This window comes from Enterococcus sp. DIV1420a (assembly GCF_051712165.1).
GTDB lineage: Bacteria > Bacillota > Bacilli > Lactobacillales > Enterococcaceae > Enterococcus > Enterococcus faecalis.
Genome location: NZ_JBIOOI010000002.1, coordinates 799,774 through 823,909, shown reverse-complemented (window position 1 = coordinate 823,909; position 24,136 = coordinate 799,774). Strand labels below are relative to the sequence as shown.

General features: G+C 36.3%; 26 protein-coding genes and 1 other RNA gene. 9 read left to right on the top strand and 18 right to left on the bottom strand.

Annotated elements, in window-relative coordinates; all coding sequences use genetic code 11:
- Positions 1–10: 10 nt before the first annotated feature.
- The 7 genes from rfbA to map form a co-directional block, all read right to left on the bottom strand.
- Positions 11–877, bottom strand: coding sequence for a glucose-1-phosphate thymidylyltransferase RfbA (gene rfbA, locus IGI80_RS15355; RefSeq protein WP_002364387.1), 867 nt, complete (start codon positions 875–877; stop codon positions 11–13).
- A 122-nt stretch (positions 878–999) separates the two neighbouring features.
- Positions 1,000–1,713 (bottom strand): glycosyltransferase family 2 protein, encoded by a 714-nt coding sequence (locus IGI80_RS15350; RefSeq protein WP_438724132.1) that lies wholly within the window; start codon positions 1,711–1,713, stop codon positions 1,000–1,002.
- 3 nt (positions 1,714–1,716) lie between these two features.
- Positions 1,717–2,544 carry a glycosyltransferase gene (locus tag IGI80_RS15345; protein WP_438724131.1) on the bottom strand — a complete coding sequence of 276 codons (828 nt, stop codon included), beginning with the start codon at positions 2,542–2,544 and terminating at the stop codon, positions 1,717–1,719.
- Positions 2,544–3,332 carry a glycosyltransferase family 2 protein gene (locus IGI80_RS15340; RefSeq protein WP_438724130.1) on the bottom strand — a complete coding sequence of 263 codons (789 nt, stop codon included), beginning with the start codon at positions 3,330–3,332 and terminating at the stop codon, positions 2,544–2,546. Before IGI80_RS15340 ends, IGI80_RS15345 begins: the two co-directional genes overlap by 1 nt.
- 121 nt (positions 3,333–3,453) lie before the next feature.
- Positions 3,454–4,590, bottom strand: a complete 1,137-nt coding sequence (locus IGI80_RS15335; RefSeq protein ID WP_002366956.1) for an MraY family glycosyltransferase — start codon at positions 4,588–4,590, stop codon at positions 3,454–3,456.
- Between the two features lie 110 nt (positions 4,591–4,700).
- Complete coding sequence (locus IGI80_RS15330) at positions 4,701–5,609, bottom strand: YihY/virulence factor BrkB family protein (RefSeq protein WP_438724129.1); 909 nt, start codon at positions 5,607–5,609, stop codon at positions 4,701–4,703.
- 15 nt (positions 5,610–5,624) lie between these two features.
- Complete coding sequence (gene map, locus IGI80_RS15325; protein WP_002356886.1) at positions 5,625–6,389, bottom strand: type I methionyl aminopeptidase; 765 nt, start codon at positions 6,387–6,389, stop codon at positions 5,625–5,627.
- 174 nt (positions 6,390–6,563) lie between these two features.
- Here map and IGI80_RS15320 point away from each other — a divergent pair, with 174 nt between their 5' ends.
- The gene (locus tag IGI80_RS15320) at positions 6,564–7,007 is read left to right on the top strand and encodes a flavodoxin (protein ID WP_002356885.1); all 444 of its coding nucleotides are present in this window, start codon (positions 6,564–6,566) and stop codon (positions 7,005–7,007) included.
- Positions 7,008–7,146: 139 nt separating this feature from the next.
- Here the strand turns inward: IGI80_RS15320 and tnpA are convergent, their stop codons facing one another.
- From tnpA to IGI80_RS15305, 3 genes are all read right to left on the bottom strand, one after another.
- Positions 7,147–7,602: an IS200/IS605 family transposase gene (tnpA, locus tag IGI80_RS15315; protein ID WP_438724128.1), complete on the bottom strand. Its 456-nt coding sequence runs from the start codon at positions 7,600–7,602 to the stop codon at positions 7,147–7,149.
- Between the two features lie 210 nt (positions 7,603–7,812).
- On the bottom strand, positions 7,813–8,286 hold the full coding sequence (locus IGI80_RS15310; protein ID WP_023894516.1) for a TspO/MBR family protein: 474 nt from the start codon (positions 8,284–8,286) through the stop codon (positions 7,813–7,815).
- A 157-nt stretch (positions 8,287–8,443) separates the two neighbouring features.
- Positions 8,444–9,016, bottom strand: coding sequence for a TetR/AcrR family transcriptional regulator (locus IGI80_RS15305; protein WP_002356883.1), 573 nt, complete (start codon positions 9,014–9,016; stop codon positions 8,444–8,446).
- A gap of 250 nt (positions 9,017–9,266) precedes the next feature.
- Here IGI80_RS15305 and IGI80_RS15300 point away from each other — a divergent pair, with 250 nt between their 5' ends.
- Both IGI80_RS15300 and IGI80_RS15295 read left to right on the top strand, forming a co-directional pair.
- Positions 9,267–10,505, top strand: coding sequence for an aminopeptidase (locus IGI80_RS15300; protein WP_438724127.1), 1,239 nt, complete (start codon positions 9,267–9,269; stop codon positions 10,503–10,505).
- Between the two features lie 259 nt (positions 10,506–10,764).
- Complete coding sequence (locus IGI80_RS15295; protein WP_002356881.1) at positions 10,765–11,145, top strand: PH domain-containing protein; 381 nt, start codon at positions 10,765–10,767, stop codon at positions 11,143–11,145.
- A gap of 91 nt (positions 11,146–11,236) precedes the next feature.
- Here IGI80_RS15295 and ffs read toward each other — a convergent pair.
- An RNA gene (gene ffs / locus IGI80_RS15290) (signal recognition particle sRNA small type) lies at positions 11,237–11,323 on the bottom strand.
- Between the two features lie 39 nt (positions 11,324–11,362).
- Positions 11,363–11,884, bottom strand: a complete 522-nt coding sequence (gene tadA, locus IGI80_RS15285; protein ID WP_002362126.1) for a tRNA adenosine(34) deaminase TadA — start codon at positions 11,882–11,884, stop codon at positions 11,363–11,365.
- A gap of 77 nt (positions 11,885–11,961) precedes the next feature.
- On the opposite strand from tadA, the gene IGI80_RS15280 reads away from it, so the two are divergent.
- Positions 11,962–12,813, top strand: a complete 852-nt coding sequence (locus tag IGI80_RS15280; protein ID WP_002383772.1) for a PucR family transcriptional regulator — start codon at positions 11,962–11,964, stop codon at positions 12,811–12,813.
- Between the two features lie 56 nt (positions 12,814–12,869).
- Positions 12,870–13,715 (top strand): PhzF family phenazine biosynthesis protein, encoded by an 846-nt coding sequence (locus tag IGI80_RS15275; protein ID WP_010710597.1) that lies wholly within the window; start codon positions 12,870–12,872, stop codon positions 13,713–13,715.
- A gap of 26 nt (positions 13,716–13,741) precedes the next feature.
- On the opposite strand, the gene IGI80_RS15270 is transcribed toward IGI80_RS15275, so the two are convergent.
- Both IGI80_RS15270 and IGI80_RS15265 read right to left on the bottom strand, forming a co-directional pair.
- Positions 13,742–14,080 carry a hypothetical protein gene (locus IGI80_RS15270; RefSeq protein WP_002356871.1) on the bottom strand — a complete coding sequence of 113 codons (339 nt, stop codon included), beginning with the start codon at positions 14,078–14,080 and terminating at the stop codon, positions 13,742–13,744.
- 83 nt (positions 14,081–14,163) lie between these two features.
- Entirely contained in the window at positions 14,164–14,868 is a 705-nt protein-coding gene (locus IGI80_RS15265) for a zinc metallopeptidase (RefSeq protein ID WP_002384290.1), read from the bottom strand.
- A 198-nt stretch (positions 14,869–15,066) separates the two neighbouring features.
- On the opposite strand from IGI80_RS15265, the gene IGI80_RS15260 reads away from it, so the two are divergent.
- Positions 15,067–15,420 (top strand): YxeA family protein, encoded by a 354-nt coding sequence (locus IGI80_RS15260; RefSeq protein WP_438724126.1) that lies wholly within the window; start codon positions 15,067–15,069, stop codon positions 15,418–15,420.
- Positions 15,421–15,457: 37 nt separating this feature from the next.
- On the opposite strand, the gene IGI80_RS15255 is transcribed toward IGI80_RS15260, so the two are convergent.
- Positions 15,458–16,462: a nucleoid-associated protein gene (locus IGI80_RS15255; protein ID WP_438724125.1), complete on the bottom strand. Its 1,005-nt coding sequence runs from the start codon at positions 16,460–16,462 to the stop codon at positions 15,458–15,460.
- 127 nt (positions 16,463–16,589) lie between these two features.
- On the bottom strand, positions 16,590–18,056 hold the full coding sequence (gene treP, locus IGI80_RS15250; protein ID WP_002383776.1) for a PTS system trehalose-specific EIIBC component: 1,467 nt from the start codon (positions 18,054–18,056) through the stop codon (positions 16,590–16,592).
- A 211-nt stretch (positions 18,057–18,267) separates the two neighbouring features.
- On the opposite strand from treP, the gene gloA2 reads away from it, so the two are divergent.
- Both gloA2 and IGI80_RS15240 read left to right on the top strand, forming a co-directional pair.
- Positions 18,268–18,648 (top strand): SMU1112c/YaeR family gloxylase I-like metalloprotein, encoded by a 381-nt coding sequence (gene gloA2 / locus IGI80_RS15245; protein ID WP_002356864.1) that lies wholly within the window; start codon positions 18,268–18,270, stop codon positions 18,646–18,648.
- Positions 18,649–18,669: 21 nt separating this feature from the next.
- A complete protein-coding gene (locus IGI80_RS15240; protein ID WP_010713246.1) occupies positions 18,670–19,152 on the top strand; it encodes an SRPBCC family protein in 483 nt (160 codons plus the stop codon).
- A gap of 43 nt (positions 19,153–19,195) precedes the next feature.
- Here IGI80_RS15240 and IGI80_RS15235 read toward each other — a convergent pair whose 3' ends face one another.
- Positions 19,196–20,296: an FUSC family protein gene (locus IGI80_RS15235; RefSeq protein WP_438724124.1), complete on the bottom strand. Its 1,101-nt coding sequence runs from the start codon at positions 20,294–20,296 to the stop codon at positions 19,196–19,198.
- A 172-nt stretch (positions 20,297–20,468) separates the two neighbouring features.
- Here IGI80_RS15235 and IGI80_RS15230 point away from each other — a divergent pair, with 172 nt between their 5' ends.
- Positions 20,469–22,610, top strand: a complete 2,142-nt coding sequence (locus IGI80_RS15230; RefSeq protein WP_438724123.1) for a GH92 family glycosyl hydrolase — start codon at positions 20,469–20,471, stop codon at positions 22,608–22,610.
- Positions 22,611–22,650: 40 nt separating this feature from the next.
- On the opposite strand, the gene IGI80_RS15225 is transcribed toward IGI80_RS15230, so the two are convergent.
- Positions 22,651–24,132, bottom strand: a complete 1,482-nt coding sequence (locus IGI80_RS15225; protein WP_002359882.1) for a response regulator transcription factor — start codon at positions 24,130–24,132, stop codon at positions 22,651–22,653.
- Between the last annotated feature and the right edge of the window lie 4 nt (positions 24,133–24,136).

Genomic DNA, 24,136 nt, shown 5'->3' with positions numbered 1-24,136 from the left:
TTCTTCGCTCCTATTCTGCTGCTAAACGTAGCAAGTATTGGCCGTAGCCATTTTTCTTCAATGGTTGTGCCAATTCTACCAATTGTTCTTTTGTAATATAGCCCATTCGATAAGCAATTTCTTCCAAACAAGCGACTTTTAAATTTTGACGTTTTTCAATTGTTTCAATAAATGTTGACGCTTCTAATAAGGATTCGTGTGTGCCTGTATCTAACCAAGCAAAGCCACGGCCCATTACCTCAACAGAAAGTTTATTTTTTTCAAGGTAGACTTTATTAACGTCTGTTATTTCTAATTCCCCACGTTCTGACGGTTTGATCCCTTTCGCAATTTCAACCACTTCATTGTCGTAAAAATACAAACCTGTCACTGCGTAATTTGACTTCGGTTGTGCTGGTTTTTCTTCAATAGAAAGCGCCCGCATCTCTTCATCAAATTCTACCACGCCGAAACGTTCTGGATCATTTACATGGTAGCCAAAGACTGTTGCTCCTGACTCTTTAGAAGCCGCTCGTTGCAACATTTTTGATAAGCCGCCACCATAATAAATATTGTCCCCTAAAACTAAGCAGACACTATCATCACCAATAAATTCTTCACCAATAATAAATGCTTGCGCCAAACCATCTGGGCTTTCTTGCACCGCGTATTCGATATGAATGCCTAAATCATGGCCATCGCCGAATAAGCTTTCAAAACGTGGTGTATCTTCTGGTGTAGAGATAATCAAAATTTCATTAATTCCCGCCAACATTAACGTTGACATTGGGTAATAAATCATTGGTTTGTCGTAAATTGGCATTAATTGTTTTGATGTTGCTTTTGTTAACGGATATAAGCGTGTCCCGCTTCCGCCTGCTAAAATAATTCCTTTCATGAACAATCTCCTTAAATAACTTCTATTTTTAGTTTCTATAAAACCAAATATCCTTCCCTATTATCGCATTAAGCATAGGGTTTGTCATGTTTTTTACGTAAATTTTACAAATCTGTAAAAGTTTAGCGCTGTTCCTTTAAACGCTGATGTAAAGCTTTTAATAAATTCACACGCCAATTTAATTTTTGTTGGAAACTTGTTTTGGTAATAATGGGACTGACATTCGCTCCATGTCGTCGGTAAAGCACTAATGGTTCTTTAATGAGACCCGTTTGCTTCTTCCGTGCAGCTAATAAGCCAATCCACATATCATGCATAGGAACTTCTGGCGGAATGGGTAAAATGACGTTTTTCATCTCTTGACGAAAGGCCATACCTGCCCCAATATAGCCACTTTTTATCGCATTTCGCCAAAATCCTGGTTTGACTTTTCGAAACTTAAAATAAGAGGGATTGGTAACTTGTAAATCCACATCAACAATTTTCAAGTCACTAATAACCACTTGGATGTCAGGGTGCGTTTCAAAATATTCTGTCACTGTCGTTACTTTATTTGGCAACCAAACGTCATCTTGATCTGCTAAAAATATCACTTCGCCTTTCGTATGCGTAAGCGCAAATGCAAAATTAGCAATCACTCCTTGCCCTGGACCTTGTAACAATTGAATTTGGGGATAATTCGCTGCATACGTTCTCAAAATTTCCAACGTATGATCAGTAGAACCATCATCTGAAATAATTAGTTCATCTTCTTCACTGACTTGTAAAAGAATACTATCTAATTGTTCCGCGAGATATTTTTCTCCATTATATGTCGCAATACAAACTGAGATCATAGATTATCCTTTCATTAACTTGAGAAATTCTGCCAATGTTTGCCGCCAAATTTGGCGATTTTTGACAGTTAAAAATTGCTTACTACTGCGTAAAAATAAATGGCGTCGATGATGGGAAAACTTTTCTTGATCATATCGACGATAAAATAACGTTTCTGCTTCAATAATAGAGCGATAACGTTGAGGACTCATTGTACGATAATCTAAAACAGACAATTCTTGTTTTAGGTGGATTGGTAAGACTTCAATCTTTTTATTGGCTTGATTCAATTGATAAAAGAACCAATGGTCTAAATAGTCCAAAGGAAATTCTTCCGAAAATCCTTCCAACCAGCGTAGCGTTTCTGCCGTAATAACTGTACCAGAATTGATAGCCATCAACGGTTGGTTGGCTATCCCTGCTGTTGGCTTTGCTCCTTTAAGCCCAACGTATTGATCACTATATACTGGCGAAATTTGTTGTCCATTTGCTTCTACAATTGGAACATAGACTGCCACAGTCGGATCTAATGGCATAATGATCAACGTATCAAAATAAGAGGCTGGCACTTCTGTGTCTTGGTCAAGGAGCAACAATAATTCACATTGATTCGCTTGACTAAAAGCAATCGCTTCATTATAAGCGGTCGCTAGGCCTGGATTATCAGGATTATGTCGATAAGTAACATTTTGTTGTAAAAATAATGCATCTTCTTGAGGAAGTGGACTGTTGTCATAAATAAATAAGTGCAATTTGGGGTGATCTACCACTTCTTTTAATAACAAATAATTCGGCGTATCAACCATTTTCATTTGATATAAGACGATGACTACCGCTAATCTTTGACTCATTAAAAGAACCTCCAGCCCCATTTGTTAAAAAATTTTCCCATTGATTGCATAAAGATTTTAAATAATTTCCGACTTTTATGGGCGCCCTTTTCATACATGTGAACAACCGTTTCAAAAGGCGTATAGAGAATCCGATAGCCTGCTTTGCCAAAACGTAAACATAAATCGTTGTCTTCAAAGTACATGAAGAAACGTTCATCGAACCCACCAATTTCAACGAATTTTTCACGATCAATCAACATAAAACAGCCTGAGCCCATTTTAATATCCGTTGTTTCTGTATCCGACAAATCGCGACATTCATAAATACTCAAACGTTTATCAAAAATTTTCTTTACAAATTGAAAGGGAATAAAACGTAACATATAATCGAAGACATCTAATTTTTGACGAACTAAATATTGCGTCGTGCCATCTTCATTTAACACTTTAGGGCTAACGACCGCAATGTTCTTATCTATTTTGATACGGTCTAATAGACGATCAAGCACGTCTTTAGTAACCAAAACATCGGGATTAAAAATAATTGCATACTTTGTCGAAGCATTGAATAACACTTGATTATGACCATGACCAAACCCTTGATTTTCTTCAGCGCGATAGATAGTAATAAATGGTTCATATGTTGTTAATTTTTCAAGATACGCTGTTTCAGAATGATTGTCATAGATATGAATATCATAGATACTATCAGTACCCAGTTCGGCTTTTAATTGGTCTAGTACATTAAAAATGTAACGACTATTATAAGTGACAATCGAGATTGTTACCATTTCTTGCATGCTCATTTCTCCTTACTACTGAAACATCGTCTTAAAAAAAAAGCATATGTTTCACACATATACTTTTTTAAGTTTAATGGAATTATATCATAGGTTTACGCTCTCGCAAAGCAACCTAAAGATTTCTTTACTTTCTCTTAGAATGCTTGCCAAGTCGCTTTTTCATTTGCTCCTGACGATATTCACGATTCCCTAAAATCCGTAACAAATACATCAACGGTTGATGCCCTTCGCCAACTAGACCGATTAGTTCAATAAATAGTTCTAAGCCAATTAAACAAAAGACAATTAATAAAATTGATGCTACTGTACTTGAATAGCTGAACAATAAAGAGACAAAGGAAAAAACTAACGCTAATGCATAAATAGTCATGACCGCCCCTTTATGGGTAAAACCTAAAGATAACAAGCGGTGATGCAAATGCATTTTATCTGCTGAGGAAATGGGCTTCTTGTTCAATAGCCGTCGAATAATTGCATAAACCGTATCCGTAATTGGCACACCTAAAATCACCATTGGCGTAATTACCGTAATAAACGTAGCATTTTTCAAGCCCTGTAACGACATTACTGCAATCATAAACCCGAGGAATAACGCCCCGGTATCTCCTAGAAATATTTTAGCTGGATAAAAATTGTATGGGAAAAATCCCGCAATGCTCGCAACTAAAATAAAAATAACAATTGGGATATAGACCGTTTTAGCATGTAGGAAAAAATACCCTGTAATACCAATCGTGGTTAATCCAATAATGGATACGCCTGATGCTAAACCATCCAAACCATCAATTAAATTTACTGCATTCGTAATCGCTAAAATCCACAATAAAGTTAGTGGTAAACTAAACCAGCGCAAATCAATCATTCCAACAACTGGCAACGTCACAAAATCTATCCGAATTCCAGCAACAAAATAAATAACTAATGCTGCTAACAAAATACCGATTGTTTTTTTCATTGGAGTAATCTCTTTAATATCATCAATGAGGCCTGTCAAAACAACCATTCCACCAGCCAAAATAATCGGCCAAATATAATCTTGTGGGATAATCGAACGAAAAATCAATAAACATGAACTAGCAAAAGCAATGTAGATTGCAAGTCCTCCTGCTGTAGGCATATTTTTGGTATTGATTCGTCGCTCTCCTGGTGCATCATAGGCGCCAATCCGAAACGCTAGAAGCTTAACAAGTGGTGTTAATAGCAAAGATAAGATAAATGTCATAAATAAACGTATCAAAACTTCATAAATAAATAGTGACATAGTCGAACCCACTTTCTTCTCGTTCAGGGTATATTATACCGTAAACTGAAGCATTTACAAGCTGAAACATGTGTTCTGGCAACGGTTTAGACTTTTTTAAAGAAATCCATTTATTTTTTCTTTTTAAACCATCTAAACAAGCGTTGTTCAAAACTTGGTTGTTTTTTTTCTTTATCTCCAGATAAGTATTCATCGACAACAGCGTTGACAATTGCTCCTAAAATAATAATCGTGGCAGCAAAATTCAGCCATAACATTAAGATGATAAAACTCCCGATGATTTGATAACTTGCGATTCTAGAACTAAAATATTTTACGTATAAACCAAAAATTTGTGATAATAGTATCCAACCGACTGTCGAAAAAATGGCCCCTGGCAAAATAGAACGTAACGATAATTTCCGATTAGGAACGACCGCATAAATCAAACACATAATCACTAATAAAACAACGGTCGTTAACGGCCATTTTAACGCTTGGAAAGTATCGATCACAGATGTTGAGTAATGGAAAATTGGTTGCAGTAATTCAATAATGTACTGACCCAGACCTAAAATTACTACTACACCAACAATCGCTACCATAAATAACAAAATAACTAAAAATGAGACCACTCTTACGAGAATAAAATTTTTCCTTTGTTCGACACCAAAAGCTTTATTCATCGCATTTTGTAGTGCATTAATACTTTGACTGGCACTCCAAAATGCTGCTAAAGCGGAAACAGAAAGCAACCCGCCTGAACGTTGAGTCAATAGTGAACGAATCGCTGGTTCTAAGTTCTTATAAACATCTTTCGGAATCGCCTCTGCAATATAAGGCAACACAGAATTAGGGTCGATTCTTAAATAAGGTAAGACATTACCTACCGCAATCAGTAATGGAAACAGCGAGAGTAATAAATAATAGGCAACAACCACTGAGCTGTTGCCTATTTCGGCTGTGACCATGTGACTTTGCGTTGTCTCAATAAAACGCATCAAAGATTGATTCTTTTTGATGTTGTCGAGAAACTTCATCACACACTCTCCTTATTAATAAGTCAATTCTTCGCCTTGTGACGTTAAGATTCTTGGACCTTCTTTCGTAATCGCTAATGAATGTTCATATTGACAACTTAGACCGCCATCTTCAGTATAAGCAGTCCAACCATTTGGGTCCATTTTCATGCGCCAAGTTCCTGTGTTAACCATTGGCTCAATGGTAATAACCATTCCTTCTTTTAAACGTAGTCCTTTACCTGCTTCACCATAGTGAGGGATCATTGGACTTTCATGAATAGTTGGGCCAATGCCATGACCTACAAAGTCGCGAACAACCCCGTAGCCTTCCCCTTCTACATACGTTTGAATTGCATGACCAATGTCGCCAATTCTATTTCCTACTTGTGCTTGTTCAATCCCAAGATATAGCGCTTTTTTGGTTACTTCCATCAAGCGATCAATTTCAGGTGTTGATTCACCCACGACATAAGACCAGCATGAATCAGAGATTGCGCCCTTTAAGTCGACACACATATCTACTTTGATTAGGTCGCCATCTTTTAATACTTTTTTACGAGGAAATCCGTGGCAGATTTCGTCGTTGATACTACAACAAGTAGCATATTTGTAGCCTTCATAGCCAATTTGAGCCGCCACGCCACCATGACTTTCAATAAAGTCTCTCACAAATACTTCAATATCCCAGCTTGTAATGCCAGGTTTAATAAACGTCCGTAAATGACGGTGAACATCCGCTAATAATTCCCCTGATTCATCCATCATTTCAATTTCTCGTGGTGATTTTAATGTAATCATACTATCTCTCCTAAACTTGTTTCATTCAAATTATTTTATCACATTTTTTGCAAAAAAGATTGTTCAAACACCAATTTTCAAAAAGTCCCTTAATAAAAGCACTCGCTAGTCTTTTATAAGAAATGCGCATCTGCTATAATAAGTGACAGAATTGTATGAGGGGGAAGAAAGTTTATGACGTTAGCTAAAATTGTGTATGCAAGCATGACTGGGAATACAGAAGAAATTGCCGACATTGTTGCAGAAGCATTTGAAGATTTAGAATTAGAGGTCGAAATTGATGAGTGTACGCAAGTCGATGCCGCTGATTTTGAAGAGGCCGATATCTGTGTAGTAGCTACATATACGTATGGCGATGGCGATTTACCTGATGAAATTGTCGACTTTTATGAAGACTTACAAGAGATTGATTTATCAGGAAAAATCTTCGGCGTTTGTGGTTCAGGAGACACGTTTTATGATGATTTTTGTAAATCGGTGGACGACTTCGAAGCAGTCTTTACTCAAATTGGGGCAAAAAAAGGCGCCGACAGCGTTAAAGTTGATTTAGCCGCTGAAGAAGACGACATCCAACGTTTAGAAGAATTTGCAAAAAAATTAGCAACTGCCGCAGAATAACTACGTTGAAATAAGTAAATATCCACCCGCATAGCGGGTGGATATTTAATAGCCCTAGAAGGGCTCGCTACCTGCTGCTCCCTTTAAGGGAGCTTTTTTAGAGACTGCCAACCGCTACCATTCTATTCTTATCTAGTTGTTACTTCCTAAATGGATCTTTATACTCTCTTTTGTTTATACTATCCCTTACTCGATCTTCTGCTTCTTGTTCTCGTATATACTTAGCTATCGTTTTTTGGTTCAATCCTACAGTGCTCACATAATAGCCTTTTGACCAAAAGGATCGATTTCCATAATTGTATTTTAAATTCGCATGACGTTCATGAATGATTACTGCACTTCTTCCTTTTAAGAAACCCATAAAACCTGATACACTCAACTTCGGCGGAATTCTTACCAACATATGGATATGGTCGGGCATTGCATGCGCTTCAATGATTTCGATTTCTTTCATCTCACACAATTTCCTTAGTATTTTCCCTATATCTCGCCTCAATTGACCATAGATTACTTTTCTTCTATATTTTGGTGTAAACACAAGATGATACTTACAATTCCAACGAGTATGTGCTAAACTTTTATCGTCGTTCGACATTCAAAAACTCCTTTCGATTTGATAACGGTTGGTAGCCTTTATCTATTATATCGAAAGGAGTTTTTATCGCTAAAGCTCTGGCCTCCACGCGCAGTACGCGTGGTTTTTTTGTCGAAATCTCTTTAGAGATTTCAACTGACTAAAGTCATTAATAAAAAAACACCAGAGAAAAATGGCTAGTTTCCATTTTTCTCTGGTGTTTTGATATTCCTAATTTAAAAATAAAATACTGTAATTTAAAGCTGCCGCAAAAGTAACCCAAAGAATATAAGGAATCATCAACCAGCCACGCGTTATTAATTTATAACGCAAGTAGTCCCACTGTTGAACTATTAATAATAGCCATAACAATGAGATATCAATCACAGATAATAAATTATTTTGTAAAGAAAAAAAGAAAAACGTCCAGAAAAAGTTTGCAATAAATTGTAAAATAAATAGCGTAATCATCCGTTTTTTCTGTTGTTTATTTGGATGAACTAAGATGAAATAAAAAGTAATGCCCATAAAAATATACAACACCAACCACACTGGTCCAAATAACCAGCCTGGCGGAGCAAAACTTGGTAATCTCAACACTTGATAATATTCTCTCGCATTTACTGAAAATAAGCCCGACAAGAGCCCTAGTCCGGTAATTCCTACAATACTTAGCCATAAACGCTTATCTTTCACTCGGTTCATGTTTTTTGCCCCTTTCTATTTCTCTTCTTTACTGTAGCATGGTTGCGAATAATCTACCATTAATACACTTAACAAAAAAAGACCGTTCTTTTAAGAAACAGTCTTTTGCTGTAACCTCACAGAAGTTATCAGCATGAGGTTACACTTTTTTTAATTTTTATAGGTCAATATCAATTGGTTCATCTCGTTCAAGAATTGCTTCAATACTATCTTTCATTAAATGAATGATTTGTTCTTCTGAAGGATGGATAATTCCAGAAGTCATCAATGCAGCCACACCCGTTGCGACCACCCATGTTCCCATGTGTAAAGAGTCAATTTGAACATCGTTTAAATTAGCATACTCAGGATCAGCTTTTACCGCTTCAGTAAAATAGTGATAAGAGAATTCTTGCATTTTTTTGCCGCCACCATATTCTTCTAAATAAAGCGCACGGTATAACTTACTTTCACTTGTCGCAAAATGAATATAGTTTAAAGCCAAATCAACAATTGTATTCCCGGTATGTTTTACTGGAAATACTTCTTTCGCTAAGTATTTATGAATTTTTTGGAATAAAGCATCGCGTAAATCATCCATGTTTTTAAATTCCAAATAAATCGGTTGGGTGGAACATTTCATTTTATTAGCAATATTACGTGCAGTGAACTTCGAAAATCCTTCAGTGGCGACTACTTCATAGGCAGCTGTTAAAATCTGCTCTTTCGTAATGGTTTTTTTTCTTGCCATAATTCCCTATCCCCTTTATTCATTCATATACAACGCTTCCAAATAAATGCTTATGGTTATTGTAACACGATTTTTCTATTATGCAAAATTAGAACAACTCTTTGTACAAAAGTTCACTGAGCGGGAGCACGACAACTTTTACCCCAACTTAAAATAACAGTTGATAAAGGCTTTATTTCGTTGAGTTCCCCGCTCTTCCGTGTTATGATATGAGCAGTCATTACCCATCAAATTGAAGGAGGAATCACGAATGACCTTAGAGAATTTTAATGAAAATCTAAAGAAATATGCACGTTTAATTGCTGAAACGGGTGTCAATGTTCAGGACAATCATACGGTTGTTTTACAAATCAGTGTCGATCAAGCGCCCCTTGCCCGCTTAATTACGGAAGAAGCTTATCGCTTAGGCGCGGCCGAAGTAATTGTTCAATGGAGCGACGAAACCATTCAACGTGAATTTTTAGCTCATGCTGCAACTGATCGTATTGAAAATGTTCCTCAATATAAAATTGATCAAACCGATGATTGGATTGCCAAAGGCGCAAGCCGAATTAGCGTGGTTTCTTCTAATCCTGATGCATTAGCTGGCGTGGATGCACAACGTGTAGCAGCTTTCCAAGCGGCTAATGGGAAAGCATTGGTCAACCTACGAAAAGCAACGCAAGCCAACAAAGTAAGTTGGACTGTTGTAGCTGCTGCTAGTGAAGGCTGGGCAGCTAAAGTCTTTCCAGAGTTAGCAACAAGTGAAGAACAAGTTGATGCACTTTGGAATGAAATTTTCAAAACAACACGAATTTATGAAGAAAACCCAGTCATTGCTTGGGATATCCATGATAAAAAATTACAAGAAAAAGCGGCTGAATTAAACGAACAACAATTTACTGCTTTACACTACACAGCTCCTGGGACAGATTTAACGATTGGCTTACCTAAAAACCATTTATGGGAAGGCGCTGGTAGTTATAACGCGCGTGGGGAAGAATTTATGGCTAATATGCCAACAGAAGAAGTTTTCACTGCCCCAGATAGTCGCCGCGTTGATGGTTATGTTTCTAGTACAAAACCACTAAGTTATGCTGGCACAATCATTTTGGGAATGAAATTTACATTTAAAGATGGAAAAGTTGTTGACTTCTCAGCTGAACAAGGCGAAGAAGCATTGAAAAATCTCTTAGCTATTGATGAAGGTGCCAAACACTTAGGAGAAGTTGCTTTAGTACCAGACCCTTCACCAATTTCACAATCCGGTTTGATTTTTTATAATACATTGTTTGATGAAAATGCCTCTAATCATTTAGCCTTTGGTTCGGCCTATGCCTTCAACTTACAAGGTGGCACGGAGATGAGCGAAGAAGAATTAGCTGAAGCTGGTTTAAATCGTAGCCAAACACATGTGGACTTTATGGTAGGATCTGACAAAATGAATATTGACGGCATTAAGGAAGACGGGACGATTGTTCCAGTTTTTAGAAATGGCGATTGGGCATAGTCCTACCAAATGTTGAAACCAAAGTTTTTAGCTCCAAGAAATAAGAAGAAACTGCTTTTATTCAGTAGGTTCTTTTAAAATTTAGAAAGTGAGGCCTAAGTTGCAGCGATTTAGGCCTCACTTTCTTATGCTAAAAAATCAATTGCATTCGAAGGACCTTTAACGTTATAATCAAATTGAAAGCGGATTCTTTTACACGATATAAGTTTACTTTTAAATAAAAGAATTTTTTTCAAAAAAGTAGAATTGGAGAATTAACATGGGATTATTTGATGGTTTATTAGGGAATGCAACACAAAATAACAATGAAACAGCTGAAAAAGAATTACGGGATGTTTTAATCCCTAACGAAAAAGTAGATATGGCCTTCACTTTAGTAAGAGATTTAATTGTCTTTACAGATAAACGCTTAATTTTAGTCGATAAACAAGGAATTACAGGTAAAAAAGTTGATTATAAATCGATTCCCTACAAATCTATTTCACGCTTTTCTGTTGAAACTAGTGGACATTTCGACCTAGATGCAGAACTAAAGATATGGATTTCAAGTGCTGAGTTACCTTCAGTAAGTCTTCAATTTAGAAAAGATAAAGATATTGTTGCTATTCAACAAGCTTTAGCAGCTGCTGTATTATCTTGAATCCACAAAAAAAGACAGGAAAGCGACCAACTTTCCTGTCTTTTTAATTTTAGATAAAATAAAAAAGGCTTCTCAGCCTTGATACGTTCCTTATTCAATCAGACACATGGCGGCACTTGCTTAGTGCTGCTTCCTTCCGGATCTGACACAATTCACTAGCCCGCCATTGTCCTAGCCTTTCGGCAAAACCTAGTATAACGTATTTTTATTCTTTTGACTAGTCTTTCTTTTGATTTTTTAAAAGTTTCTCTTCTTTTTTCTTTGCCCGTAACTTTTTAAAGAACTGAACTAGCAATAAGCGACACTCTTCTTCTAAAACGCCTGCTTCGACATAGGCCACATGATTGAAGCGTTCATCTTCTAATAAATTCATCAAAGTCCCAGCAGTGCCTGCTTTAGGATCGGTTGCACCATAATAAACTTCTGGAATTCGTGCCAAAAGCATCGCCCCACTACACATTGGACAAGGTTCTAAAGTTACAAATAATTGGGTTTCTTCTAGACGCCAATTTTCTATCCCGCGACACGCTTCCTGGATTGCATACATTTCTGCATGCGCCGTTGCTTCTTGCCGTGCTTCTCTCAGATTATGCCCGCGGCCAATAATTTCCCCTTGCCGAACTATCACAGCTCCAATAGGCACCTCAGCCAAACCTTCTGCTTTTTTCGCTTCTGCAATGGCTTCTCGCATAAAAAATTCTTTTTCTTCTTGTGTTAACGTTGTTTCTTTTTTTCCCAATTAATTTCCACCTTTCGGCTTTTTCCCACTAAACTTCTGTCTTGCTTCATGGTACAATAAATCAGTGAGGTGTGTCTATGATTATTGAAAATTTATCTCAGCTTTATCCCAAAGGCTATTTATCAAAAACAATTGGTTCCGAAGCCACCTATTCAATTCCTGTTGACGACCAATTTTTCATTGTGAATAAAGCTTTCTTAAGTATTAAAGAACAGCATTTGTTGGAAGCGCTTTTCCCGATTTCTGAAAACCCAACAATTACTGGTAACCATCCTTGGTTCAGTTACTTATTTCAACAGGCAAAATTACCTGCCGAAGGGACCTTTCGTATGTTGCAAATTCAAACGAATGTCACAAAAGAATTACAAGCTGAATGGCAATTTAATTTAACAAAGATGTTTCCAGATACAGTTGATTGTTTCAGTCCAAGTAATAATATGTATATTTTAGTTGAAGAACAGTCAAAAAATACCTTTCAACAAGAAGAAATTCAAGGGATTTTTTTAACATTAGATACAGACTTTGATTGCACTAGTGCTGTATTTGTTGGCAATTTTTATTCCTCTGAAGACATTCTCCGGCGTTGTTTCCATGAAGAACAACGTATTTTTTCAGAAGAACTTAATTCCTCTAGTCGGACGACTGTTTTTAGTTTAACTGATGTTGCCCTCCACTATTTTACCAAGGAAGCCATGAGCCAAAATGTACTTGTTGAGTATTATCGTCGTTTATTAAATAAAGACACCGATATTCAGCCAATCATCAGCGCTTTGTGGAAAAATCAAGGCAATATCAGCTCCACTGCAAAAGATTTATTTATGCATCGAAATACTTTACACTATCGGTTGGAAAAGTTTTTTGAACAAACTGGCTTATCTTTAAAAAAAATGGATGATTTAATCTTTTGTTATTTGTTATTAAGAAAGTAGTACGTCCATTTTTTACTCGTATGTTTTTTATTCCCAATTAGAAAGTAGGCGTTCCAATGAAAATTACCGCATATGTCGCTAGTGCATTTAGTAAAAACCACGAAGGTGGCAACAAAGCAGGCGTTGTTTTTATGACACAGCCCTTAACGAGAACCCAAAAAATGGCCATCGCCAAAGAACTAGGATTTGCAGAAACTGCTTTTATTTCAGACTCAAAGATTGCTGATTTCCGCCTTGAATATTTTACACCAAAAGAAGAAGTCGACTTATGTGGCCACGCGACAATTGGCGCTTTCACCATAATGAAGCACTTAAATAAATTATTGCAAACAGAATATACAATCGAAACGAACAGCGGTTTGCTCGCAATCACGGCGAACGGTGAACAACTATTTATGGAACAAACTGTCCCAACTTTTTATGATACGCTCACTTTAGAAGAATTGAGCGGCTGCTTTGATTTAAACGCAGTGGCAACTGCTTTTCCTATCCAGATTGTGTCAACGGGTCTAAAAGATATTTTGGTTCCCATTAAAAATGCGCAATTATTACAGGATTTACAACCAAACTTTGAAAAAATTAAGTTACTTAGTCAAAAGTATGGAGTTATTGGGATGCATCTTTTTGCTTTATCTGAAGAAAATATCATTTGTAGGAATTTTGCACCCCTTTATGACATCGATGAAGAAGCCGCTACTGGTACATCAAATGGTGCGTTAGCTTGTTATCTGTACCATCACCAAATTTTACAAAAAACCAATTACACCTTTGCCCAAGGTTATACCTTAAACGCTCCTTCAGAAGTCTTAGTGCGTTTGAACACTACATCCCAAAAGACAATTGATCAAGTTCTAGTTGGTGGCAGAGGCTATTATGTTGAAACAAAAGAATTATTTTTATAAAAAAAAGATGGCCTAGGCCATCTTTTTTACTTCATTGCATCTTCAATAAATGTGAAAAAACGTTCTTTTAAAGAATCTGTATTGTCTTTAACTTTTTCGCCATATTCAGCTAATTTTGAACCGCCATCTTTCACACGATCAACAACATTTAAAACAGAATCTAATTCATCATCGGATAAATCATCGACAATCGATAATAATTTTTGGTTTCCATCAAATTTATCGTCTACAAACTTTTTAACTTTATAACGATTGGAAACATGAGATACCTTCTTAATAATTTTTTCAGAAGCGATGACTGCAACAGAGACACTTGCAACTGCAGCAATGCTTAAACCGATACCAATTTTTGTTGATGCTTTCATTTCCTTCAGCTCCTCTGTTATTTTCTACTTTAATCATAACATATTATTACTTTTATGCGTAATAGAAAGACCTTTACTAGCACTTAGTCTCGTCGGTTATTGCCACCAAATAAAATAACCAAACGTAAAAGTTGTAAAAAGGTCGAAAGCGCCGCTGCTACGTAGGTAAGTGCAGCTGCAAAAAGAACTTTTCTGGCCATTGGGACTTCTTCTTCTGTTAATAACCCACCTTCAGAAAGAATACTTAATGCACGTCTAGACGCATTAAACTCCACCGGTAAAGTCACCAATTGAAAAATCAAGGCTAATGAAAAAGCCAAAATTCCAATGTTGATTAATGTTTGATTCCAACTAAATAAAACACCAATCAAAATTAGTGGAAAGGAAATGGTTGAACCGATGTTGGCAACTGGAACAATAGCTGCACGAAGACGTAAAGGCACATAGTTCGTATGATCTTGTACCGCATGTCCGCATTCATGAGCCGCCACGCCAATAGCCGCGACCGATGTCGATTGAGCAGTGGCTTCGGATAAGCTCAACATTTTGTTTCCAGAATTATAATTGTCAGTTAAATCACCAGCAATTTGCTGAACTCCAACATCATTAATTTGTTCTTTTTGTAAAATATATTGTGCTGCCTGCGTGCCTGTAACATGTTTACTGCTTCGTACTTGATCATATTTACGAAAGGTACTGTTAACATATGCGGAGGCCGCACCAGAAATCGCAATTCCGATAATTACCAATATATAGGTTGGATCGATTCCAAAATAAAAGGGCATCATTGTCCTCTACCTCCATCTTTTTTTCTTTATTGTAGCATGATAGTGAAAAAAAGGGAGCGACAAACGTTGTCTTTTGTTTAAAAAAATGATGAATTTTTCAAGAAAGTGCCGAAACTAACAAAATTGTCACTCAATTAACGGAAAAAAATATGGCAAATTTCCTAAAAAAAAGGCATACTATTCCTTGAGGTGAGGAAAATGAAAACATTACTAAAAATATTAATTCCCATAGTCATTTTAGCCGGTGGTAGCTGGGGCGTTTATAATTACTATTACGGTGGAGAAGCCTATTATACACAAATCACAACATCTGGTGAAAAGAAAGATGAAAAAACAAATTCTGGTGAAGCAATGACCATTTATTACTATCAACAACCTGCGTTTAATAAAAACGGTGAAGAAAAAACCGTGGAATTAAACGAATCCCGTGATCAACCTTTGCATATGAAAGCCTATCTAAAATTGAAAGTTAATCCCCGTAAAGGCGTGATCAGCTGGAATGAAGTGACAGAAAAAGAAGTCCCTGAAAAAGCTTTAGAAAAATTAAAATAAAGAAAAAACCGTTGGCAAGCGACCAACGGTTTTTTCTTTATAATTGATTACTAATTTTTTCGATATTTTTTAGCATAATGGACACTGTGCCATCTGGATTATTAACAAATTCAATTAAATCGCCATTGCGGTAAACATCTAACGGAACAATTAATTCAATACCGTTATCCATTTTTAACTTCTGTTTGCCAAATTTCTTTTCAGAAATTTCGCGAGATTCTCTGACTGGCGGTGTTTTGTCGACAAACTTCGACTCATTCACTTCTTCTTGGTAAGCTAATTTAGCTGATACATTTTCTTTAAATACTTGCTCAGCAATCTGCTCATTGTCAATCGTTCCCGTTTCCTCAATGCTATCATATACCGCTTCTTTTACAGAAGCCATTAGTTCAAACTCATCTTCGTTAAATTTCTTTCCAATACGTTTGACTGCTTTTTTAATTTCTTTGATATTTTCTTCCATGGAAGGCGCCGCTTGCGTCTCAATCACTTTTTCAGAGAAATACCAGATTTTTTCTCCTGAAAATTCATATCTTTTCTCTAGTAATTCAAACGCTAATGTATCTAAGTCAACCGTAATCCCTTCATCTGGTTTTTGTGATTTTGAAGACAAAATTGCTCGATTGATAATCAGTTTGTTATAAACGGATTCTTCTTCATAGTCGACGTAATGCGTGTAACTTTCTTTATAGTTTAATTTAATCATTGCGACATGTAACACCGTATCTAATTCATATAAAATGAACAAAATATCAGCACTAGGCGCATCTTCGCTTCCTGAATAAACATCATACCAATGTTGGGTAACTTCTTGGCTTTTCTTTATAAAATCACTAGGAATCCCACGTAACGTGTCAACAAAGTAACTATTTTCCGCCAATGTTCCAGTCTTTGTTTGTGCAGTCGAAAGTTTTGAAATTTTTGCAGTTAAATACGTTCGAATATACTCGGTGGTTAAATCTAGTTCCTTTTCAGAAAAAACCGGCGTCCCAGTTTCTCGATCAATAATGTGTAAAATTGCTTTTTTTAAATAAATATCCATTTTTACGCTCTCCTTTTCTCAACCTTTTTAGTCTAACTGAAAGAGAGAAAAAAGCCAATAGTTTCTATAAAAAGAAGAAGAATTCGTAGACATTTTTCTACGAATTCTTCTTTACTTCAAAAAGCGATTACCCTTCTTCGCTGTATAACATCCCTGTTGCTTCATCAACTGGATCGACTTTATTAAAAATGCCTTTCTTTCTGAAAATATAAGTTAAGCCCATTGGTACGATAATGGCAATCACCATTGCGCCTAAAAACGGCAAGTAATATTGTGGCACAATAGATAAAATTCCTGGCAAGCCACCGACGCCGATACTTGTCGCACGAACGCCCATTAAAGTGGCAAACATTCCTGCCATTGCTGAACCAATCATGCCCGCAACAAATGGATAAACATATTTTAAGTTGATCCCAAACATCGCTGGTTCAGTCACACCTAGGTAACAAGAAATCATTGCTGGAATCGAAACTTGTTCTTCTTTTTTGTTTCCACGATGCATAAAGATAACCGCTAAAACTGCTGAACCTTGTGCAATATTTGATAAAGCAATCATTGGCCATAAGTTGGTTGACTGAAAGTCAGCAATCAACTGTAAATCAATCGCATTACTCATATGATGCAACCCAGTGATAACTAATGGTGCGTACATAAAGCCAAAGACGGCGCCAAATAACCAATTAAATGTTGACGTTAATCCTGCATTCACAATATCAGAAACCCAACTACCAATCGTCCAACCGATTGGTCCTAAAATGACATGTGCAGCCAATACTGTTGGTACTAAAGCAAACAATGGGACAAAAATCATTGAAATTGCTTGAGGAATCACTTTTCTAAAGAAAATTTCAAGATAGGCAAGTAAGAAGCCGGCTAACATGGCTGGGATAACTTGCGCTTGATAACCAATCATGTTAACTTGAGCAAACCCAAAATCCCAGAAAGGAATTTCTGCTGCTTTAGTCGTCGCAACTGAATAAGCATTCAGAAGTTGTGGTGAGACTAATGTAATCCCTAGGACAATCCCCAAAATTTGTGTGGTTCCCATTTTCTTCGTAATACTCCACGTAATCCCAACTGGCAAGAAGTGGAAAATTGCTTCGCCGATTAACCATAAGAATGAATTGACTCCATTCCAAAATTGAGAAACTTCCACGATTGTTTGACCATCAAGAAAGCCAAATGGAACCCCTTCCAAAATATTGCGGAACCCTAAAATCAATCCCCCGATAACAAGCGCAGGAATCAATGGTGTAAAAATCTCAGCTAAAACAGAAACAACTCGTTGAACAGGACTCAAATTACTTTTGGCAGCTGCTTTCCCTTCTTCTTTTGAAACCCCTTCTAAACCGGAAATTGCAGAAAAATCATTATAAAATTGTGGGACTTCATTCCCAATAATTACTTGAAACTGTCCAGCATTGGTAAAGGTTCCTTTTACAGAAGGAATATCTTCAATCACAGGTACATCCGCTTTTTTTGGATCTTTTAATACAAAACGCATTCGAGTTGCACAATGAGAAACAGCTGAAATATTTTCTTTGCCTCCTACTGCTTTCAACAACTGTTGTGCATCGCTTTGAAACTTACCCATTTTACATTCTCCTCTCAAACTTGTATATACAATTAAGTTGTATATACATCATACTCGATTATTCTTTTTTTGGCAAGCGCTTTCTTTCGAAAAAATAATTTTATTTTTTTACAAATCCCTTGTCTTTTCTTAAAGAGTCAAACAGAACGCTTTTTTAGCTGCTTCTTTATTGCTATACTACAGAGGGAAAAAACGAAAAGGAGTATGAAAAATGTTTTTTAAAGAAATTCATCATGTGGCAATCAATGCCTCAAATTATCAAGCAACTAAAAATTTTTATGTCGAAAAGTTGGGCTTTGAAGTTCTTCGCGAAAATCATCGTCCCGAAAAAAACGATATTAAATTAGATTTAAAATTAGGCAGCCAAGAATTGGAAATTTTCATTTCTGATCAATTTCCCGCTCGCCCCTCTTATCCTGAAGCTTTAGGATTACGTCATTTAGCTTTTAAAGTTGAACATATTGAAGAAGTGATTGCTTTTTTAAATGAGCAAGGAATTGAAACAGAACCGCTACGAGTAGATGATTTTACGGGTGAAAAAATGACCTTCTTTTTTGATCCAGATGGACTACCTTTAGAACTTCATGAATAATAAATAAAGGAGAGAAACAAAATGAAAGATACCTTTCGCTTAGAAAACCAGACGATTTATTTTGGTACAGAACGGGCAATTTCAGCCAGCCCTCAAACGATTTGGCGCTACTTAACTGAGACAGACAAGCTAAAACAATGGTTTCCAGAATTAGAGATTGGTGAATTAGGTGTTAACGGGTTTTGGCGGTTTATTCTGCCCGATTTTGAAGAAACGATGCCTTTCACTGATTATGCAGAGGAAAAATATCTGGGCGTGACTTGGGATACTGGTATCATCTATTTTGACTTAAAAGAACAAGCACCTCATCAGACCCTGTTAGTCTTCTCAGAATCTCTCCCAGAAAATTTTACAACACCTCGCCATAAAGATATCGCTGGTTGGTCAATTGTTCTCAACCGCTTGAAGCAAGTACTTGAAACCCCTGATGCAGCACCAGAAAAAATAGATTTTCCGCAAATAGAAAATCATTACTTGGAAAAATTAACGAATTTAGAAAATTAAAAAGTGTGGCACAACGGGTAAATAACCCTCTGTGCCACACTTTTTAAAAACGTAAAATACGCTGATAAACAAATAAACCTAAATCAATTAAGCAAACAACAAAAATTGCCAATAATACAAAAGAGACCCGCAACTCTGCGGCGTACATCCCTCGTAAACTAATTGTTGCCAAACATAACCCAAAAATCGTTGCCATTGTCACTTGTAACACGGTTCCTGGTTTTAGGGAATAAACAAAAATGCCAATCAAACTAGAAACAACGAGGTGTGTCAGTGGCAATTGAAGCCAATTGACAACAAACAGACTAAGGAAACATCCTAAAAGAGTCCCCCAAAAACGTGTCTTAATACGCGTGTTCATTTCTGCTTTCACTGGATGCAAGAGTAGAAAAACATTCATCGGAATCCAAATTATTTTAATGCCTCCTACACTCCACATTAAAATAAAACTCAGCGTAATGGTGAAACTCATACGAATAGCTAAACGAAATCGTTGCACCCTTTCGTCAGGACTTTCTAAAAATTGTTTGAAACTTGTAATCCCAAAAAAAGTCTGTTGTAAGTCGTGCCAGAAATTAATAACCGCCAATTTTTGTTGTTTCATATTTAATTGAATGCTTTTATGGCCTCTACTCTTTAAGCTGGTTAACTGACTTAATCCTGTTTGCCACCAAGCGTTTAGTGTTAAAGCCAATAAAAAAAGACCAATTAAAAAGGCCACAACTTGAGATTGCATCAAAAATGTATTTCCTTTAACCTGGATTAACTGACAAAACGTAAACATCATCAAATAACTATGATACCGCATCGGTGTCGCAGATGAATAAAATAAATAAACAATTAAAAATGTCACACTACTATTTAAAATAATAGACCAGCTAAAGGAACTACTAGCTATAAATGCTAAAAAACTGATCACAAATTGCCTGATACTCATTTTGAGCAGCGCTACAAACGAATAATCTTTTTTATAGTTAATTTTAAACATAATAGTAAATACAGGCACCATAATTAAATAGCTTGGGGAAAATAAAAAATCCAATGTATAAAAACTAACCAAAAAAAAGGCGATGACTGGGAAAATAGCCCAAACATACGCAAAAAATTGCTGACTTTTTGTACTAAAAAAATAAATAACGATCACTCCAATATCGATTCCTTATCCATTGTAACATGCTTGTCAATTCCCTCTCCAAATTGAATATACCAATTCGTTAAAAATAAATAAAAAAGCAAATAAATACGCTTTCATTTATTGTTTTTTGTGCTATAATCAGCCTATATGATATATCATTTAAAACAAAGGAGCTACTTTCATGAATATTCAAGCGATTGATACGCGACACGGAACTGCCAACCAACATAGTTTTTCAAATGGAAATTGTCTACCCTATACTGGCGTGCCATTTGGGATGAATTTTTACGCCCCGCAAACAACTGACCAAAAAGGCAGCTGGTGGTTTCATCCAGAAGATCGAACATTTCAAGGCTATCGAGTAACGCATCAACCAAGTCCTTGGATGGGTGATTTTAGCCATTTATTAATGACCCCTGTCAGTGGTTCATTGTCGGAACTTTCTTTATTCCATGCCCAAAGTTCTTATCGTCCAGAAGAAAGTCTTTTTTCTCCTGTCGAAATTAACTTAACTCAATTACGCTATCAAATAACTTCTCAATTAATTCCAAGCATGTATGGTGGTATCTTAACCATTGATTATCAACAAAAAGATAATCACTTACTACTAACTCTGCCTGGACGTTATCAAGTAAAACAATTAGATAACCATCAAGTGGCTGTAAAAGTCATCAACTATTCTGGTTGTGAAGATCCAGATTTTAGTTTTTATTTCGTGCTTCATTTTGAACAGCCTTTAACCAAATGGTTTGCCCCTTCTTCAGGCGAAGATGGCAAAATCCTTCTTTCTTTTGGAAATATTGCTCAACAAGTTGTTCATTTTAGTAGTTCATTTATTTCTGAAAAACAAGCGCAGTTAAATTTAGCGCGAGAAATCTCTTTGCGTTCTACTGAGATGCTGCAACAAGGAATCGCAGATTGGCATAATTATTTCGATCGCCTTAAAGTAACGCATGAAAATCCTGAACATACTAAAACGTTTTATCATACACTGTATCGAACATTCCTATTTCCGCAAACCTTTTATGAATTGGACGAAAATCAGCAGCCGATTCATTATGATACGTTCTCACAAACGGTTCGTCCTGGTGTACTATATACCAATAATGGCTTTTGGGATACTTATAAAACGGTTTACCCATTGTTCTCACTAATTGCTCAAGAAAAATACGAAGAGATGCTAGAAGGCTTTTTAAATAGTTACAACGAAACAGGTTTCTTGCCAAAATGGTTATCTCCAGATGAGCGTGGTTTAATGCCCGGCACCTTGATTGACGCTGTCATTGCTGATGCCGCCTTGAAAAAGATTCGTCCTGACTTGATGCCTCAGTTCCTAGAAGCGATGAAAAAAGGCGCTACACAACAAAGCGAACGAGAAAATTATGGACGTCAAGGAACTCTGGATTATCTAAAATATGGCTATGTTCCTTCAACCTATCATGAATCTGTCAATCATACCTTAGATTATGCGTACAGCGATTTCTGCATTTCACAAGTTGCAAAAACACTGAATGATTCAGAAACCGCAACGTTTTATCGTCAACAAGCCTTGAATTATCAACAACTTTTTAATCCTGAAACTGGCTTTATGCAAGCAAAGGATACTGAAGGCAATTTCCGTCCTGACTTTTTAGATATTCGTTGGGGCAAAGATTACGCCGAAGGAAGTGCTTGGCAATCAAGTTTTGCGGTTTATCAAGATTTTGCAGGTTTGATTAAGCTATATGGTAGCGAGTTAGCTTTCGAAAAAAAATTAATTCAGCTATGCAATCAAGCGCCTAACTTTAACGTTGAAGGCTATGGTTTTGAAATTCATGAAATGAGTGAAATGGCGGCAATTGATTTTGGTCAATTAGCCATCTCAAATCAACCAAGTTTCCATTATCCGTTTCTATTCAGCTACATCGGCAAACCAGAGATGGCTCAACCACTTTTAAAACAACTAATGCAAACATTTGATGCTTCACCAACTGGCTATCCAGGTGATGAAGACAATGGTAGCATGTCTGCTTGGTATATTTTTAATAGCTTAGGCTTTTATCCCGTCACACCAGGAACTGGTGAATATGTAATCGGGATGCCTTTAGTCCAGACGGCGGAAGTAAAACTGTCAAATGGTAAACAATTAACCATTCAGACATCACCAAACAAAGTCCAACAACAATTTATTCATGAAATTCAGTTAAACCAAGAAAAACATACTGCGCCTTATTTTACTCATCAAGAACTATTAAATGGCGGGACTTTAGATTATCAATTAGGGATCGTCCCGAATCCACAAAACACAGCAGAACGACCGTTTTCATTAAGTACGGAAAAATAATAAAAAGAAAGATGTTCATAAAAATTGAACATCTTTCTTTTTATTCTTCGACACCTGCGTAATTTGATTGGTATTGCTCTCGAAATTCTTTTGGCGTAATTCCATTTAATTTTTTAAACATTTTTGAAAAATAGTTGGTATTGTTAAATCCTACTTTTTCTGAAATTTCGTTGATTGTATCATCCGTGTACAATAATAATTTTTGGGCATGCTTGGTACGCACTTGATTCAAATATTGAGAAAAACTCCGCTTGGTTTCTTTTTTGAAAATTTGGCCTAAATAACTAGGATTCAAATGAAGCTCATCCGCCACCGTTTTTAAGTTTAATTCTTCTAAATAGCCTTGTTCAATTCTTTCTACAGCTTGGCTAACACTTTCTGAATATTTTTTTATTTTAGGTTTATTTTTCACTTCTGCTAAGACTTGCTGCATTAACGCATACAGTGTATTAAGATTGTTGCTGGCTCGAATTTCTTCCACGATTTTTTCATAGTTTTCTTCTAACACAGTTGGATACTGACGGGAAATATCTGAAAAAAGTAAGAAGACTACATAGCGTACATATTCTGGCGTAGCGTGTTGTTGACTTAGCTGATTGAAAATGGCATCTAATTCCCGTTGAATGGTCTGCATATCTCCAATCATCAAGGCTTGGTTAAACGCTAGAAAAGTAAAATCTTCTGCCGAACGATTCATTTGTTCTTTTTGATTATTTGGCAGAAATTCTTGATAGAACGTTTCAATTGCTTGCAACTGTTTTACTTTCTCATAACTTTCATAAACCGTTTCCCATTCATTGACAGATTCCCCTACAAAAATCTGACCTTGACCAGCTAGAATAGCTTCAATTTCACGAATAAATAAGAACGCTTCTTGTCTGGCCCCTTTATAGATAAGTAACAATTGGTGGTACGTACTCATCCAACTTTCAATGAATAACAGTTGACCTTTTTTCATAAATAGTTCCTTGATTGTTTCTAAAAATGGCATCTCAGCTTCAACCAATAAAACGGTAAAATCACCTGGTTTTATAGTCGCAAATTGCTGCATTAACTCTTCGTATTCCCCTTCGCTGATTTCATCATTAAGCCAACGCATCAAGCCATTTTCTAGATATAGACGTACGCGGGCATGGGATTTTTTTTGTTGGTCCAATTCTGTTTTAATTCTCTGGATATTGGCTAATAGTTCTTGCTTATTGACTGGTTTCAAAAGATAATCTTGGACCTGCAAAGCCATGCCTTTTTTGACGTAATCAAACTCTTGATAACCTGATAAAATTAAACTAATAAATTGATGTCCTTTTTTCTTTGCTTGCTCAATTAATTCGATCCCACTCATTTCCGGCATCGTAATATCTGTTAATAAAACATCAATAGATTCTGTTTCTAAAAAAGCCAATGCTTCTTGCGCACTACGCGCTGTTTTAACAATTTCAAAGCCTAACTCTTGCCAAGGAATAATCCATTTTAAGCCTTCTAAAATCATATATTCATCATCAACAAACATCACTCGATACATCTTT

Coding starts and splice junctions, on each gene's coding strand:
- rfbA (WP_002364387.1), bottom strand. CDS start 877: ATGAAAGGAATTATTTTAGCAGGCGGAAGCGGGACACGCTTATATCCG.
- IGI80_RS15350 (WP_438724132.1), bottom strand. CDS start 1,713: ATGATCTCAGTTTGTATTGCGACATATAATGGAGAAAAATATCTCGCG.
- IGI80_RS15345 (WP_438724131.1), bottom strand. CDS start 2,544: ATGAGTCAAAGATTAGCGGTAGTCATCGTCTTATATCAAATGAAAATG.
- IGI80_RS15340 (WP_438724130.1), bottom strand. CDS start 3,332: ATGAGCATGCAAGAAATGGTAACAATCTCGATTGTCACTTATAATAGT.
- IGI80_RS15335 (WP_002366956.1), bottom strand. CDS start 4,590: ATGTCACTATTTATTTATGAAGTTTTGATACGTTTATTTATGACATTT.
- IGI80_RS15330 (WP_438724129.1), bottom strand. CDS start 5,609: ATGAAGTTTCTCGACAACATCAAAAAGAATCAATCTTTGATGCGTTTT.
- map (WP_002356886.1), bottom strand. CDS start 6,389: ATGATTACATTAAAATCACCACGAGAAATTGAAATGATGGATGAATCA.
- IGI80_RS15320 (WP_002356885.1), top strand. CDS start 6,564: ATGACGTTAGCTAAAATTGTGTATGCAAGCATGACTGGGAATACAGAA.
- tnpA (WP_438724128.1), bottom strand. CDS start 7,602: ATGTCGAACGACGATAAAAGTTTAGCACATACTCGTTGGAATTGTAAG.
- IGI80_RS15310 (WP_023894516.1), bottom strand. CDS start 8,286: ATGAACCGAGTGAAAGATAAGCGTTTATGGCTAAGTATTGTAGGAATT.
- IGI80_RS15305 (WP_002356883.1), bottom strand. CDS start 9,016: ATGGCAAGAAAAAAAACCATTACGAAAGAGCAGATTTTAACAGCTGCC.
- IGI80_RS15300 (WP_438724127.1), top strand. CDS start 9,267: ATGACCTTAGAGAATTTTAATGAAAATCTAAAGAAATATGCACGTTTA.
- IGI80_RS15295 (WP_002356881.1), top strand. CDS start 10,765: ATGGGATTATTTGATGGTTTATTAGGGAATGCAACACAAAATAACAAT.
- IGI80_RS15280 (WP_002383772.1), top strand. CDS start 11,962: ATGATTATTGAAAATTTATCTCAGCTTTATCCCAAAGGCTATTTATCA.
- IGI80_RS15275 (WP_010710597.1), top strand. CDS start 12,870: ATGAAAATTACCGCATATGTCGCTAGTGCATTTAGTAAAAACCACGAA.
- IGI80_RS15270 (WP_002356871.1), bottom strand. CDS start 14,080: ATGAAAGCATCAACAAAAATTGGTATCGGTTTAAGCATTGCTGCAGTT.
- IGI80_RS15265 (WP_002384290.1), bottom strand. CDS start 14,868: ATGATGCCCTTTTATTTTGGAATCGATCCAACCTATATATTGGTAATT.
- IGI80_RS15260 (WP_438724126.1), top strand. CDS start 15,067: ATGAAAACATTACTAAAAATATTAATTCCCATAGTCATTTTAGCCGGT.
- IGI80_RS15255 (WP_438724125.1), bottom strand. CDS start 16,462: ATGGATATTTATTTAAAAAAAGCAATTTTACACATTATTGATCGAGAA.
- treP (WP_002383776.1), bottom strand. CDS start 18,056: ATGGGTAAGTTTCAAAGCGATGCACAACAGTTGTTGAAAGCAGTAGGA.
- gloA2 (WP_002356864.1), top strand. CDS start 18,268: ATGTTTTTTAAAGAAATTCATCATGTGGCAATCAATGCCTCAAATTAT.
- IGI80_RS15240 (WP_010713246.1), top strand. CDS start 18,670: ATGAAAGATACCTTTCGCTTAGAAAACCAGACGATTTATTTTGGTACA.
- IGI80_RS15230 (WP_438724123.1), top strand. CDS start 20,469: ATGAATATTCAAGCGATTGATACGCGACACGGAACTGCCAACCAACAT.
- IGI80_RS15225 (WP_002359882.1), bottom strand. CDS start 24,132: ATGTATCGAGTGATGTTTGTTGATGATGAATATATGATTTTAGAAGGC.